Origin of the sequence: Micromonospora aurantiaca ATCC 27029 (assembly GCF_000145235.1) — a bacterium.
GTDB classification, from domain to species: Bacteria; Actinomycetota; Actinomycetes; order Mycobacteriales; family Micromonosporaceae; genus Micromonospora; species Micromonospora aurantiaca.
The window spans coordinates 1,743,902-1,757,972 of record NC_014391.1; the positions used below are offsets into that span (position 1 = coordinate 1,743,902).

Below are 14,071 nucleotides of genomic sequence, written 5' to 3' on the forward strand. Positions count from 1 at the left end.
TTCCCGGCGGGACATGCCCTTGCAACAGGGGCGAAATGGTCAACCGGCAGGCTGGGCCCCAGCCTGCCGGCCGCTCGGCCGGCCCGCCGAGCGGAGGGGATCAGACATGCTGCTGAGAGTTCGGGTGACCCTGCCGGACCGTCCGGGCACGCTCGGCCAGGTGGCCCGGACACTCGGCGTCTCCGGCGCGGACATCGTGCAGGTGGTGGTGCTGGAACGGCTCGGCGGCCGGGCGGTGGACGACTTCACGGTGGTCTGGCCGGGTGCGGCGCGGGTGGAGCGGATGCTCGCCGGGCTGGCCGCGATCCCCGGCGTCCGGGTGGACGGCGTGTGGCGGGCGATCGGCGCGCCCACCACCACCGGGCAGGACGCCGAACTGCTCGCCCAGGTGGCGGCGAACCCGGTCGACGGGGTGGCCACGCTCGTCGACGCGGTGCCGGGGCTGCTCGCCGCGGACTGGGCGGTGGTCGCCGTCGTACCCCTGGACTGGGCCTCGCGCAGCGGCGAGGCCGGCGTCGCCGCGATCGGGCACGCGAGCTGGCGGGCGCCGGTGCCGCCGCGGCTGCCGGAGGTGACCCCGCTGCGGGCGCGCGCCATGACCAACCCGGACGGGCACCACTACGCGGTGGCGCCGTTCGGCCGGGCCGGGCTGGTGCTCGTGGTCGCCCGTGACCACAGCGAACCGCTCGCCGCCGCCGGGTTCCACTCCACCGAGGTGGACCGGCTCGCCCAGCTCGTCCGCGCCGGCGCGGTGATCCTCGGCGACCGGCTGGACCTGGTCGGCCCGCCACCCGTGACCACCGTCACCTGACCGGACGGCCCGCGTCACCCGGGGGCAACGGGCCCGCAACAGGCGCACGGCATGGTCGGTGCCGAGGAAGGGAGACAACCATGGCGCTCTGGCGGATCCGAGCCACGGTGGACGACCGGCCGGGTTACCTGTCGGTGCTCACGGCGAGCCTCGCGTTGCGCGGGGTCAACATCCTCAGCGTGCAGGTGCACACCACCGAGGCCGGCGCGGTCGACGACTTCCTGGTCGACGCGCCCGAGCAGGTGACCGAGGCGGAGCTGCGGGCCGCCGTGGAGCGGGGCCGGGGCCGGGACTGCTGGATCGCGCGCAGCGGGGCGCGCGGGCTGGCCGACGAGCCGACCCGGCTGCTCGGGCTCGCCGGGCGGCTGGTGCGAGACCCGGAGGCGACCGGCGAGGTGCTGCGCACGCTGCTCGGCGCCGACTCGGTGACCTGGCGTCCGACGCCCGCCACCGCGCCGGGCGGGGTGGGCGGCACCACGATGGTGCTCGCCGACCCGGCCGGCGGCGCCCACGAACTGCACCGCCGGGAGCCCAGCTTCACCCCGGCCGAGTACGCCCGCGCGCAGGCCCTGGTCGAGCTGGCGGCGACACTGGCCCGGCGGGACGCCGACCGGATCACGCTGGTGCTGCCGGACGGCGGTGAGGTGTCGGTGCGGGCCGCGACCGCCGAGGACGTCCCCGGCGTACGCGACTTGCACGCCGCCTGCTCGGCCCGCAGCCGGCAGCGGCGCTACCTGAGCGGGGCGGCGGACCCGTCGCCGGCCCGGCTGCGCCGGCTGCTGGAACCGGCGCGGGGCGTGACACTGCTCGCCACGGCGGGCTCCGGCGGGGCGGCGGAGCCGGTCGTGGCGATGGCGAACCTGCTCGGCGAGGGCGACGAGGCCGAGGCGGCGCTGCTGGTCCGCGACGACTGGCAGCGCCGGGGCCTCGGCTCGGCGCTGCTGCGCCGCCTGGTGGGCCACGCCGACCGGGCCGGATACGCCGCCGTGCTGCTGCACGTGCAGTCCGAGAACACGCCGATGCTGCGGACGCTGCGCCGGCTGGACCGGCCGGTGGCGATGGAACGCGACGGCGGCGTGCTGACCGCGACGCTGCCGCTGGCCGCACGGCCGCCGGCCGAGCCGGCCGCGCGGGCCGGGGTGACGGTGCCGGCACAGCGGTCGAGTTGAGCTGACGGCCGCCGGCCGGATCCCGGAGGTGCGCCGCAACGGCGCGGCACACCCGAGGGGTACGGCCCGACGGCCGGAACCGGCGCGGTCACGCGCCACCCGGGCCGGCCTCCGATACGGGGGACGGTGACACGGCGGGGCTCCCGATGCGGGGGCCCCGCCCGTCTGTGTGCGATCAGGTGGCCGGGTAGCTGTTGTAGTCGGGGAAGTTGCCGTAGAGCCGGCCGTCACCACCGACTGTGACCGCCTGCACGAGCAGGTCGCCGCCGACGAACGCGCCCTTCCAGGACGCGCCCCGGCCGCCGAACGGCTCGTCCCGGTCGCCCCGGGACCGCGGCTTGTTGATGCCCACCTTGAACGCCTGGAGGTCCACCGCCAGCTTGCCGGCGAGCTCCTCGTCGTCGCAGGCGAGCGACGCGACGAGCGCGCCGTTGGAGGCGTTCATCTGGGCCAGCAGCTCGTCGGTGGTGTCCACCACGACGATGGTGTCGACCGGGCCGAACGGCTCGGCGTGCATGAGGCGGGACCGGCCGGGCGGGGCCAGCAGCACGGCCGGTGCGACGTACGCGGACGTGTCCTGCCCGTCCAGGAACGGTGCGCCGTCGAGCTTGCCGCGGTGCAGCGGCACGGCGCCGCCGCGTACCGCCTCGTCGACCTTGCGCCGCAGCTCGTCGGCCTTCGCCCCGCTGATCAGCGGCCCGAAGTCCAGCTCGGGCAGCGGGTCGCCGGCCGACCAGTCGTCGCCGACGGCGAGCGGGTGCCCGAACCGGATCGAGCGGACCACAGGCAGGTACATGTCGAGGAACTCGTCGACCAGGTCGCGCTGGACCACGAACCGGGGGTACGCGGTGCAGCGCTGCTTGCCGTACTCGAAGCCCTTGCGCAGGTGGGCGGCGAGCGAGTCCCACTGGGAGAAGTTCCAGATGCCCCAGGCGTTGAGGCCCTCCTGCTCGATGAAGTGCCGCTTGTCGCAGTCGAGCAGCGCGGCGGCGACCTTGCCGCCGTTGGAGCGCCCGCCGACGAACGCCACCGCGCCGATCTCCGGTGCGCGGACGAGCACCTCGGACAGTTCCTCGCCGCTGCCGGACAGCAGCGTGGCGGGCAGCCCGGCGCGGCGCATCAGCGCGTGCGCGACGGTGAGGCAGACCGCGCCGCCCTGCGACGGGGTCTTGGCGATCACCGCGTTGCCGGCGAGCAGCTGCACCAGCTCGGCGTGCACGAGCACGCTCATCGGGTAGTTCCAGGAGGCGATGTTGCTGACCGGGCCGGGCAGCGGCTCCCGCCCGTCGGCGAGCATCCGCTCGATCTCCTGCGCGTACCAGCGCACGCCGTCCAGCGCGCGGTCCACGTCGGCGCAGGCCAGGCGCCACGGCTTGCCGATCTCCCAGACCAGCAGCAGGGCGAGCAGGTCGCGGTGTGCGGTGAGCGCGTCGAGGGCGTCGGTGACCCGGGCGACGCGCTCGGCCAGCGGGGTCCGTGCCCACTCCCGGTGCGCGTCGGCGGCGTGGGCGACGGCGGCGCGGGCCGTCTCGGCGTCGAGCCGGGCGAGGTTCACCAGCACCGTGTTGTCCACCGGGGTCCGTACGGCGGTGGGCGTGCCGAGCGCGCGCCAATCGCCCTGGACGAGGTTGTGCAGCGTCGTGGTGCCGTCGGGGCCGGTGCCGAACGCCTCGGGCGTGGCGGCCACCGCCCGGGCGAGGGTGTCGGACCAGGAGGTGCCCTCGGCGAGTCGTAGAGCCATCGCGATCTCCTCAGTGTCGTCCGGGGAGCGGCGGCGTCGATGGCACCGCAGGTGAGGCGTACTGTCCCGCGGGCCGGAGCGGCCGGGCAACCGTACGCTCGTATGCCAGGACGGCCGCGCCGCCGACGACGCCCCGGCGGCTGCATTCACCACCGTGACGATGCCGCTGAGCTGGGACCGAACACGCTCTATATTGACAAGTATCGATGGTGTGATCCAGCTCCCGATGGTTACCCGTGAGTACGCCCGGGTGGCCCGGATCGGCGCGCTCTTCCCCTGTGATGAACGGCGCATTACATTGTCGATTGTCCATGGGAGCGCTCCCGAACCTCTCAGGGACACCCCACCACCACCGCCTCGCGGCAGCCGGAGCCCTGCGATACCGTCCCCGCTCCGGCTGCCGCCCGGCGCCAGCCACAGGAGCTCGCCATGCCCCGTCCGATTCCGCCGCCGGGAGGCCGGTCCCGGCTCCGCCGGCTGTTCGCCGCCGGTGCCGCGCTGGCCGTCGGCCTGGCCACGGCCGTCGCCGCCCCGCCACCCGCGTCCGCCTCCGCCGCACAGGCCGCGCCCGCGTTCAACTACGCCGAGGCGTTGCAGAAGTCGCTGTTCTTCTACGAGGCGCAGCAGTCGGGCCGCAAGCCCTCCTGGAACCGGGTCTCCTGGCGCGGCGACTCGGCGCTCACCGACGGCGCCGACGTCGGCGTCGACCTCACCGGCGGCTGGTACGACGCCGGCGACCACGTGAAGTTCGGCTTCCCGATGGCGTTCAGCGCCACCATGCTGGCGTGGGGCGCGGTCGAGTACCGCGACGGGTACGTCGCCTCCGGCCAGCTCACCCACCTGCTGAACAACCTGCGCTTCGTCAACGACTACTTCGTCAAGGCGCACCCCGCCGCGAACGTCCTCTACGGACAGGTCGGCAAGGGCGACGACGACCACAAGTGGTGGGGTCCGGCCGAGGTGATGCCGATGGCGCGGCCCGCGTACAAGATCGACGCGAGCTGTGGCGGCGCGGACCTGGCGGGGGAGACGGCGGCCGCGATGGCCGCCTCGTCCATGGTGTTCCGGCCCACCGACGCGGCCTACGCGGACAAGCTGCTCGGCCACGCCAAGCAGCTCTACACGTTCGCCGACACCGTGCGGAAGAACTACCACGAGTGCATCACCGACGCGACGAGCTTCTACAAGTCGTGGAGCGGCTACCAGGACGAACTGGTGTGGGGCGCGATCTGGCTGTACCGGGCCACCGGCGACGCCACCTACCTGGCCAAGGCCGAGAGCGAGTACGACAAGCTCGGCACCGAGCCGCAGTCCACCACCCGCTCCTACAAATGGACCATCGCCTGGGACAACAAGCAGTTCGGCGCGTACGTGCTGCTGGCGAACCTCACCGGCAAGCAGAAGTACGTCGACGACGCCAACCGGTGGCTGGACTACTGGACGGTGGGCGTCAACGGCCAGCGGGTGCCGTACTCGCCGGGCGGGATGGCGGTGCTCGACTCGTGGGGCGCGCTGCGGTACGCCTCCAACACCGCGTTCGCCGCGCTCGTCTACAGCGACAGGACCACGGACACCACCCGTAAGGCGCGCTACCACGACTTCGCGGTCCGGCAGATCAACTACGCGCTCGGCGACAACCCGCGCAACTCCAGCTACCAGATCGGCTTCGGCACCAACTCGCCGCGCAACCCGCACCACCGCACCGCGCACGGCTCCTGGTGGGACAGCCAGACCGTGCCCACCGAGACCCGGCACGTGCTCTACGGCGCGCTGGTCGGCGGCCCGTCCTCGGCCAACGACGCGTACACCGACAGCCGGTCGGACTACGTGATGAACGAGGTCGCCACCGACTACAACGCCGGCTTCACCTCCGCGCTGGCCCGGCTCACGAACGAGTACGGCGGCAGCCCGCGCGCCGGTTTCCCGTCCGCCGAGACGCCCGACATGGACGAGCTGACAGTGGAGACCACTGTGATGCAGGCCGAGCCGCGCGCCACCGGGCTCAAGGCGATCATCTACAACAAGTCGGCGTTCCCGGCCCGGGCGCTGACGACCGGAAAGTTCCGGTACTTCTTCCGGCCCGACGGCACCGGACCGGTCACCGTCACGCCCGGCTACACCCAGGGCTGCCCGTCGCCGTCGACGGCGAAGCAGTTCTCCGGTGACGTCTGGTACGTCGAGGTCGACTGCACCGGCTACACCATCGCGCCGGCCGGGCAGTCGCAGCACCGGATGGAGGTCCAGTTCAAGATCGGGGTGCCGGAGGGCGGCACCTGGGATCCGGCGAACGACCCTTCCTACCAGGCCACCGCCGGGCCGAACCGGAAGGTGCCGCTCTACTCCGGCGGCGTCCGCGTCTGGGGCGAGGAGCCCGGCCCGGTCACCCCTGACACCACCGCGCCCACAGTGCCCGGCACGCCCGTCGCGTCCGCCGTCACGTCGAGCGGGCTCACGCTGACCTGGGCCGCGTCCACCGACACCGGCGGCAGCGGCCTGGCCGGGTACGAGATCACCCAGTCGCAGACCGGCAGCGACGCGCTGGTGCTGCGCACCGCCACCACAAACACGCTCGCGGTGACCGGGCTGCTGCCGGAGCGGACGTACCAGTTCACAGTGCGGGCGCTCGACGGCGCCGGCAACCGGTCCGCGTCGTCGGCGGCGGTCAGCGTCACCACGCCGGCCGGCCCGGCGCCGGACACCACACCACCGACCGCGCCCGGCACGCCCACCGCCTCCGCGGTCGGCCCGACCGGCCTGACGCTGACCTGGGGCCCGTCCACCGACGCGGTGGGCGTCACCGGGTACCGCGTCTACCGCGGCGGGAACGTCCTGGTCGGCTCCGCCACCGGCACCACCCTGGCGGTGACCGGGCTGACCGCCTCCACCACGTACACGTTCACAGTGGTGGCGGTGGACGCGGCCGGCAACGTCTCGCCCGCGTCGCCCGGCGTCACGGTGACCACCACGGCCCCGCCCGCCGGCGGCTCCTGCGCGGTGACCTGGACGGCGAACACCTGGGACACCGGGTTCACCGCGAACATCACTGTCGCCAACACCGGCACCACGGCGATCAACGGCTGGACGCTGGCGTTCACGTTCGGCAACAGCGGCCAGAAGGTCGGGCAGGCATGGTCGGCGAACGTGACGCAGACCGGCACGGCGGTGACCGCGTCGAACCTGTCCTACAACGGGACGCTGGCGCCGGGCGCGTCGACGAGCTTCGGCTTCAACGGCACCCACACCGGCGCCAACCCGAGGCCCACCGCGTTCACGCTGAACGGCTCCGCCTGCACCGTCTCCTGACCGCCGAGGCGGCGTGGCGTGGCCGGTACCGCACCCCGGGTGACCGGCCACGCCACGCCATGCCTCGCGCGACCAAAAACGTTCCGAAACTTTTCCGAAACACCATTGTCCCCGCCGATGCGCGATGGAAGCATCGACTGAGCTAGATACCCCAATCGAGACGTCCAGTCGTTCCGCCCCGACGGCCTGGGTGTTGGCCAGTAAGGAGGCCAAGATGGCAATGAGCCCATCCGTTCATCGCGGCGGGAGTCGGCGACGGCGATCACCGGCCGTCCGGGCGCTGCTCGCCGGCGCGGTCAGCGCCGTGACGGTGGCAGCCGTCGCGGTGATGATGCCGTCGGCGAACGCCGCCGCGTCCACGCTGGGCGCCGCCGCCGCGCAGTCGGGCCGGTACTTCGGCACCGCCATCGCGGCGGGCCGGCTCGGTGACTCGACGTACAGCACGATCGCCGGACGCGAATTCAACATGATCACCGCCGAGAACGAGATGAAGCCGGACGCGACCCAGCCCCAGCGGGGCCAGTTCAACTTCAACTCCGGTGACCAGATCTACAACTGGGCGACCCAGCGCGGCTTGAAGGTCCGTGGCCACACCCTGGCGTGGCACGCGCAGCAGCCGGGCTGGATGCAGAGCCTGAGCGGCAGCAACCTGCGTCAGGCGATGATCGACCACATCAACGGGGTGATGGGCCACTACCGGGGCAAGCTGGCCGCGTGGGACGTGGTGAACGAGGCGTTCAACGAGGACGGCAGCCGCCGTCAGTCGAACCTGCAGGGCACCGGCAACGACTGGATCGAGGTGGCGTTCCGTACGGCGCGGGCGGCGGATCCGTCGGTGAAGCTCTGCTACAACGACTACAACATCGAGAACTGGTCGTACGGCAAGACGCAGGGCGTCTACAACATGATCCGGGACTTCAAGTCCCGTGGTGTGCCGATCGACTGCGTGGGGTTGCAGACGCACTTCACCGGTGGCAGCTCGCTGCCGGGCAACTTCCAGACCACGCTGTCGAGCTTCGCCGCGCTCGGTGTCGACGTGGCGCTGACCGAGGTCGACGTCACCAACTCGTCGACCAGCCAGTACGCGGGTCTGACGCAGGCGTGTCTGAACGTGCCGCGCTGCATCGGCATCACGGTGTGGGGCGTGCGCGACAGCGACTCGTGGCGCTCAGGCGAGAACCCGTTGCTGTTCGACGGCGGAGGCAACAAGAAGGCTGCGTACACCTCGGTCCTCAACGCCCTCAACGCGGCCGCCCCGACCTCCGGGCCGACCACGACCCCGACCACGGCACCGCCGCCCAGCGGTGGCGCCGGCCGGATCGTCGGAGCGCAGTCGGGCCGGTGCGTCGACGTACCGAACGCCACCCAGACCAACGGCACCCGGGTCCAGCTCTGGGACTGCAACGGTCAGTCGAACCAGCAGTGGACGTACACCTCGAACAAGCAGCTGATGGTCTACGGCACCAAGTGCCTCGACGCGAACGGCGCGGCCACCGGCAACGGCACCGGGATCATCATCTGGGACTGCAACGGCCAGTCGAACCAGCAGTGGAACATCAACTCCAACGGCACCATCAGCGGCGTGCAGTCCGGGCGCTGCCTGGACGTCTGGGGCACCGGCAACGGCCAGCAGATCCAGCTGTACGACTGCCACGGGCAGACCAACCAGCAGTGGCGGACCGACTTCGGTGGCACCACGCCGCCCCCGACCACGCCGCCGCCGCCGGGCGGCTGCGCGCTCCCGTCGACGTACCGGTGGTCGTCGACCGGCGCGCTGGCCAACCCGCAGAACGGCTGGGTCTCGCTCAAGGACTTCACCAACGTGGTCTACAACGGCAAGCACCTGGTCTACGGGTCGTACGTCAACAGCAGCGGCCAGTACAGCTCGATGAACTTCAGCCTGTTCACGAACTGGTCCGACATGGCCTCGGCCAGCCAGACCGGGATGAGCCAGGGCACCGTGGCGCCCACCCTGCTGTACTTCGCCCCGAAGAACATCTGGGTGCTGGCGTACCAGTGGGGACCGACCTCGTTCAGCTACAAGACGTCGAGCGACCCGACGAACGCCAACGGCTGGTCCTCGGCGCAGACGCTCTCCACCGCCACCCTGCCCGACGCCCCGTACGGCGTCATCGACCAGACGCTCATCGGCGACGACCAGAACATGTACCTGTTCTTCGCCGGTGACAACGGCAAGATCTACCGGTCGAGCATGCCGCTGGGGAACTTCCCGGGCAGCTTCGGCTCGAACTACACGACGATCATGACCGACTCGACGAACAACCTGTTCGAGGGCGTCGAGGTCTACAAGGTGGCGGGCCAGAACCAGTACCTCATGATCGTCGAGGCGATCGGGAGCCAGGGACGCTACTTCCGGTCGTTCACGTCCAACAGCCTGAGCGGCTCGTGGACCCCGCAGGCCGCCAGCGAGAGCAACCCCTTCGCCGGCAAGGCCAACAGCGGCGCGACGTGGACCAACGACATCAGCCACGGTGACCTGGTCCGCACCAACCCCGACCAGACCAAGACCGTCGACGCCTGCAACCTCCAGTTCCTGTACCAGGGCAAGAACCCCAGTGCGGGAGGCGACTACAACCTGCTGCCGTGGCGGCCGGGTGTGCTGACCCTCCAGCGCTAGGCGCCACACCGTACGAGGAAGGCGTGCCCGGCACCCGTGCGGTGCCGGGCACGCCCTTTCCGGTGGGCCGGCCCGGCCGGCGGGCGGACGGCGCCGACCCGGGGCAAGCTGAGTCGGTGGAGCGCATGCTGCTGACCGTCGGGCACGGGGCCGCCCACCGGGACCAGCTCGGGGACCTGCTGGCCGGCGCGGCTGTCACCCTGATCGTGGACGTGCGCCGCTACCCGGCCAGCCGGACCAACCCGGACGTCCGCCGCGAGGCCCTGGAGCACTGGCTGCCCGAACGGGGCATCGGCTACCGCTGGGAACCGCGCCTCGGCGGCCGCCGGCACGTCCGCGCCGGCGAGCCGGAACCGGACACGTGGTGGACGGTCGCGGCCTTCCGGGCGTACGCCGCGTACACCCGCACGCCCGACTTCGACGCGGCACTCGACGAGGTGCTGGCCGACGCCGCCCGGGAGACCACAGCCGTGATGTGCAGCGAGAGCGTCTGGTGGCGCTGCCACCGGCGGCTGATCGCCGACGTCGCCGTGCTCGGCCGCGGAGTGCCGGTGTCGCACCTCATGCCGGACGGCCGGCTCAGCCCGCACCGGCCCGCCGAGGGCGCCCGCCGGCTGCCCGACGGGCACCTGCTCTGGGCCGGCTGACTCAGCCGGCCAGGTCCTCGGCGAGCAGGTCCATCAGCAGCGCGTCGTGCCAGCGCCCGTCCGCGCCGCGCTCGTAGCGGCGCATGATGCCCACCGGACGGAACCCCACCTTCGCGTACGCCCGGATCGCCGCCGTGTTCGCCGCCGCCGGGTCGATGGTGAACCGGTGGTGGCCGTACTCGTCGATCAGGTGCCGGACCAGCGTGCGGATCGCGTCGCCGCCCAGCCCCGAGCCGCGTACCGCCGGGTCGAGGAAGACGTCCAGGCTGGCGTGGCGGTAGTCCGGGTCGGTCTCGGCGTACCACTGGATCGCGCCGACCAGCTTGCCGTCGTGCTCGACGGCGTAGATCGTCACCGAGTCGTCGGCCAGGTCCGCCCGGACCGACGCGGCCAGGTCGTCACCGCCGCGCCACCAGCGGCGCACCTCGGGGGTGGCCCGGATCGCGGCCAGGGCGGGCACGTCGGCGTCGGTCACCGGCCGCAGCGTCACCGCCCGCCCGCGCAGCACGCCTCAGCCCCGCCGCTCGCCGTGCTCGACGCAGACCGCCGACCAGCCGGACGGTACGACCTGCACCTTCATCCGCCGCCGGCAGGACGCGCACCAGCGCGGCGGCTCCCACGCGCGGGCCGCCTCGCACGCCGGGTGCGGCCCGGCCGCCACCGACTCGCCGCACCTGTCGCACCAGAGCGCGGCGGGAGCCGCCGTGGCGGGGGAGGATTCGGTCACCGCTGCCTCACAGGGTCGCCGAGAGCGCCTTCACCGGCATCTTCAGGTCTTCCAGCAGCTTCAGGTCGGCCGTGGCGGGCCGCCCCAGCGTGGTCAGGTAGTTGCCGACGATCACCGCGTTGATGCCGCCCAGCAGACCGTCGCGGGTGCCGAGGTCACCGAGGGTCAGCTCGCGGCCGCCCGCGTACCGCAGGATGGTGCGCGGCATGGCCAGCCGGAACGCGGCGATGGCGCGCAGCGCGTCCTTGCCCTCCACCACCGGGCGGTCACCCAGCGGCGTGCCGGGGCGCGGGTTGAGGAAGTTCAGCGGCACCTCGTGCGGGTCCAGCTCGGCGAGCTGCGCGGCGAACTCGGCCCGCTGCTCGACCGTCTCGCCGAGGCCGAGGATGCCGCCGCAGCAGACCTCCATGCCGGACTCGCGGACCATCCGCAGCGTCTCCCAGCGCTCCTCCCACGAGTGCGTGGTGACCACGTTCGGGAAGTAGGAGCGGCAGGTCTCCAGGTTGTGGTTGTAGCGGTGCACGCCCATCTCGACCAGCTCGTCGACCTGCTCCTTGGTGAGCATGCCGAGCGAGGCGGCGACCTGGATGTCGACAGCGGCGCGGATGGCGGCGACGCCCTCGCGCATCTGCTTCATCAGCCGGGCGTCCGGGCCGCGCACGGCGGCCACGATGCAGAACTCGGTCGCCCCGGTCGCGGCGGTCTGCTTCGCGGCCTCGACCAGCGCCGGGATGTCCAGCCAGACCGAGCGCACCGGCGAGGTGAACAGACCGGACTGCGAGCAGAAGTGGCAGTCCTCCGGGCAGCCGCCGGTCTTCAGCGAGACGATGCCCTCGACCTCGACCTCCGGACCGCACCAGCGCATCCGGACCTCGTGGGCGAGCTGGAGCGCGGCGGGCAGGTGCTCGTCGGGAAGGTTCAGCACCGCGAGGACACCGGCCTCGTCGAGGCCGACGCCGTTGCCCAGCACCCGCTCCCGGGCCTGGTCGAGGATCTCTGGCATGGCTCGTAACCTAACAGGCCACCGTGAACGCGGGAAACACCGCCGCCGGCCCTCCGGCGAGCCGGGACCGCGCCACGCCGGGGCCGCCGGGGCGGGTGGTAACTTCGCCCCGCGGAAGCGCCCGGCGTGGGGCGTGAAGTCGGCGGGAGGGGACGGCACGGTGGCGGACTGGCTGGCGGCCCTGGACCGCCGCGCCGAGCTGCGGGCCCGGGCGGGGCTGACCCGCACGCTGCGCCCCCGCGCCGCCGACGACGCCGTGGTCGACCTGGCCGGAAACGACTACCTCGGCCTGGCCACCCACCCGGAGGTCACCGCCGCCGCAGCAGAGGCCCTGTCCGCGTACGGGCTGGGCGCCACCGGGTCGCGTCTGGTGCGCGGGTCCACCGACGCGCACCACGCGCTGGAGGACGACCTGGCCGGCTGGCTCGGCGTCGACCGGGCGCTGGTGTTCTCCTCCGGATACCTGGCCAACCTCGCCGCCGTCCGGGGACTGACCCAGCCGCGGACGCTGCTCGTCTCCGACGCCCACAACCACGCCTCGCTGATCGACGGCTGCCGGATCTCCGGCGCCGAGACGCTCGTGACGCCGCACGCCGACGTCGCAGCGGTGGCCGCGGCGCTCGCCGCCGCGCCGGGCCGCCCGGCGGTGGTGGTGACCGAGTCGGTCTTCTCCGTCGACGGCGACCTCGCCCCGCTCGCGGAGCTGCACGCGGTGGCCCGCCGCCACGGCGCGCTGCTGCTCGTCGACGACGCGCACGCGCTCGGCGTCACCGGCCCGGCCGGAGCCGGCGGGGTCGCCGCCGCCGGGCTCGCCGGCGCGCCCGACGTGGTGGTCACCGCGACGCTGTCCAAGGCGCTCGGCGGGGCCGGCGGCGTGGTCGCCGGGCCGGCCGAGTTCGTCCGCCACCTGGTGGAGACCGGCCGCACGTTCATCTTCGACACCGCGCCGCCGCCCGCGGTGGTGGCCGGGGTCCGCGCCGCGGTGCGCCTGGCCCGCGACGGCGACGCGCTGCGCGCCGAGCTGGCCGACCGGGTCGCCGCGGCGGTGCGCCGGCTCGGCGCGGCCGGGCTGGCCGTGTCCGCCCCGGACGGCGCCGTGATCTCGGTGACCGCGCCCGGCCCGCAGGAGGCGACCGCCTGGGCCGCCGCCTGCCGGGAACACGGTGTGGCGGTCGGCTGCTTCCGTCCCCCGTCCACGCCGGACAGCCGCTCCCGGCTGCGGCTCACCGTCAGCGCCGGGGTGGACCGGGCCGGCTTCGACCGGGCCCTGGACGTGATCGTGGAGTGTGCGCCATGAGCCTCGGCGACGCCTGGACCGGGCCGGTGCTGGTGACCGGCACCGACACCGAGGTCGGCAAGACAGTGGTGACCGCCGCCGTCGCCGCCGCCGCGCAGGCGGCCGGCCTGCGGGTCGCGGTGGTCAAGCCCGGCCAGACGGGTACGGCGACGGGAGAGCCCGGCGACGTCGACTCGGTGACCCGGCTGGCCGCCCCGCTGACCGGCCGGACGCTGGCGAGCTACCCCGATCCGCTGGCCCCGCTGGCCGCGGCCCGGGTGGCGGAGCTGCCGCCGCTGGAGCTGTACAACGCGGTCGACGCGATCCGCGAGGAGGCGGACAAGCACGATCTGGTGCTCGTCGAGGGCGCGGGCGGGCTGCTCGTACCGATGGGGTTGCGCCCGTCCGGCGAGCCGTGGACGGTGGCCGATCTGGCGGTGTCGCTCGGCGCGCCCGCGGTGGTGGTGGCGCGGGCCGGGCTCGGCACGCTCAACCACACCGCGCTGACGCTGGAGGCGCTGGAGCGGCGGGCCGTCCCGGCCGGCGTGGTGATCGGGGCCTGGCCGACCGAACCGGAACTGGTGCACTGGCTCAACCTGTCCGAGTTGCTGCCGAACCTGCTCGGCGCGGTACCGGCCGGCGCGGGCGGGATGGACCCGGGCGTGTTCCGCCGGTCCGCGCCCGGCTGGCTCACCCCCGCCCTGTACGGCGTGCTCGACGACTGGCGGGCCTGGGCCGAGGAGTAAGGAAGGGCCC

11 protein-coding genes are annotated in these 14,071 nt (G+C 73.3%); 7 read left to right on the forward strand and 4 right to left on the reverse strand.

Going from position 1 to position 14,071, the window contains the following annotated elements; translation table 11 throughout:
• The first annotated feature begins 106 nt into the window (after positions 1-106).
• Together MICAU_RS08330 and MICAU_RS08335 are read left to right on the forward strand one after the other, a co-directional pair.
• Positions 107-811 (forward strand): ACT domain-containing protein, encoded by a 705-nt coding sequence (locus MICAU_RS08330; RefSeq protein ID WP_013284862.1) that lies wholly within the window; start codon positions 107-109, stop codon positions 809-811.
• 80 nt (positions 812-891) lie between these two features.
• The gene (locus tag MICAU_RS08335) at positions 892-1,980 is read left to right on the forward strand and encodes a GNAT family N-acetyltransferase (RefSeq protein WP_013284863.1); all 1,089 of its coding nucleotides are present in this window, start codon (positions 892-894) and stop codon (positions 1,978-1,980) included.
• Between the two features lie 175 nt (positions 1,981-2,155).
• Here the strand turns inward: MICAU_RS08335 and MICAU_RS08340 are convergent, their stop codons facing one another.
• Positions 2,156-3,721: an aldehyde dehydrogenase family protein gene (locus MICAU_RS08340; RefSeq protein WP_013284864.1), complete on the reverse strand. Its 1,566-nt coding sequence runs from the start codon at positions 3,719-3,721 to the stop codon at positions 2,156-2,158.
• Between the two features lie 429 nt (positions 3,722-4,150).
• Here MICAU_RS08340 and MICAU_RS08345 point away from each other — a divergent pair, with 429 nt between their 5' ends.
• The 3 genes from MICAU_RS08345 (at position 4,151) to MICAU_RS08355 (ending at position 10,309) form a co-directional block, all read left to right on the forward strand.
• A complete protein-coding gene (locus MICAU_RS08345) occupies positions 4,151-7,024 on the forward strand; it encodes a glycoside hydrolase family 9 protein (RefSeq protein ID WP_013284865.1) in 2,874 nt (957 codons plus the stop codon).
• Between the two features lie 214 nt (positions 7,025-7,238).
• Positions 7,239-9,662, forward strand: coding sequence for a non-reducing end alpha-L-arabinofuranosidase family hydrolase (locus MICAU_RS08350; RefSeq protein ID WP_013284866.1), 2,424 nt, complete (start codon positions 7,239-7,241; stop codon positions 9,660-9,662).
• Positions 9,663-9,685: 23 nt separating this feature from the next.
• Entirely contained in the window at positions 9,686-10,309 is a 624-nt protein-coding gene (locus tag MICAU_RS08355) for a DUF488 domain-containing protein (RefSeq protein ID WP_013284867.1), read from the forward strand.
• Between the two features lies 1 nt (position 10,310).
• Here MICAU_RS08355 and MICAU_RS08360 read toward each other — a convergent pair whose 3' ends face one another.
• Genes MICAU_RS08360 through bioB form a run of 3 tightly spaced genes read right to left on the reverse strand, consistent with a single transcriptional unit; the run spans position 10,311 to position 12,039 of the window.
• Positions 10,311-10,817 (reverse strand): GNAT family N-acetyltransferase, encoded by a 507-nt coding sequence (locus tag MICAU_RS08360; RefSeq protein WP_013284868.1) that lies wholly within the window; start codon positions 10,815-10,817, stop codon positions 10,311-10,313.
• Positions 10,818-10,820: 3 nt separating this feature from the next.
• On the reverse strand, positions 10,821-11,036 hold the full coding sequence (gene bsaP, locus MICAU_RS08365) for a biotin synthase auxiliary protein BsaP (protein ID WP_013284869.1): 216 nt from the start codon (positions 11,034-11,036) through the stop codon (positions 10,821-10,823).
• A 7-nt stretch (positions 11,037-11,043) separates the two neighbouring features.
• Positions 11,044-12,039 (reverse strand): biotin synthase BioB, encoded by a 996-nt coding sequence (gene bioB, locus MICAU_RS08370; RefSeq protein ID WP_013284870.1) that lies wholly within the window; start codon positions 12,037-12,039, stop codon positions 11,044-11,046.
• 160 nt (positions 12,040-12,199) lie between these two features.
• On the opposite strand from bioB, the gene MICAU_RS08375 reads away from it, so the two are divergent.
• Together MICAU_RS08375 and bioD are read left to right on the forward strand one after the other, a co-directional pair.
• Complete coding sequence (locus MICAU_RS08375) at positions 12,200-13,336, forward strand: 8-amino-7-oxononanoate synthase (RefSeq protein WP_013284871.1); 1,137 nt, start codon at positions 12,200-12,202, stop codon at positions 13,334-13,336.
• The gene (gene bioD, locus MICAU_RS08380) at positions 13,333-14,061 is read left to right on the forward strand and encodes a dethiobiotin synthase (protein WP_013284872.1); all 729 of its coding nucleotides are present in this window, start codon (positions 13,333-13,335) and stop codon (positions 14,059-14,061) included. The genes MICAU_RS08375 and bioD overlap by 4 nt, the downstream gene beginning before the upstream one ends.
• Positions 14,062-14,071 lie beyond the last annotated feature (10 nt).

What these genes read in the sequence shown, in the direction of transcription:
- MICAU_RS08330 (WP_013284862.1), top strand. Translation starts at nt 107, where the DNA reads ATGCTGCTGAGAGTTCGGGTGACCCTGCCGGACCGTCCGGGCACGCTC.
- MICAU_RS08335 (WP_013284863.1), top strand. Translation starts at nt 892, where the DNA reads ATGGCGCTCTGGCGGATCCGAGCCACGGTGGACGACCGGCCGGGTTAC.
- MICAU_RS08340 (WP_013284864.1), bottom strand. Translation starts at nt 3,721, where the DNA reads ATGGCTCTACGACTCGCCGAGGGCACCTCCTGGTCCGACACCCTCGCC.
- MICAU_RS08345 (WP_013284865.1), top strand. Translation starts at nt 4,151, where the DNA reads ATGCCCCGTCCGATTCCGCCGCCGGGAGGCCGGTCCCGGCTCCGCCGG.
- MICAU_RS08350 (WP_013284866.1), top strand. Translation starts at nt 7,239, where the DNA reads ATGGCAATGAGCCCATCCGTTCATCGCGGCGGGAGTCGGCGACGGCGA.
- bioB (WP_013284870.1), bottom strand. Translation starts at nt 12,039, where the DNA reads ATGCCAGAGATCCTCGACCAGGCCCGGGAGCGGGTGCTGGGCAACGGC.
- bioD (WP_013284872.1), top strand. Translation starts at nt 13,333, where the DNA reads ATGAGCCTCGGCGACGCCTGGACCGGGCCGGTGCTGGTGACCGGCACC.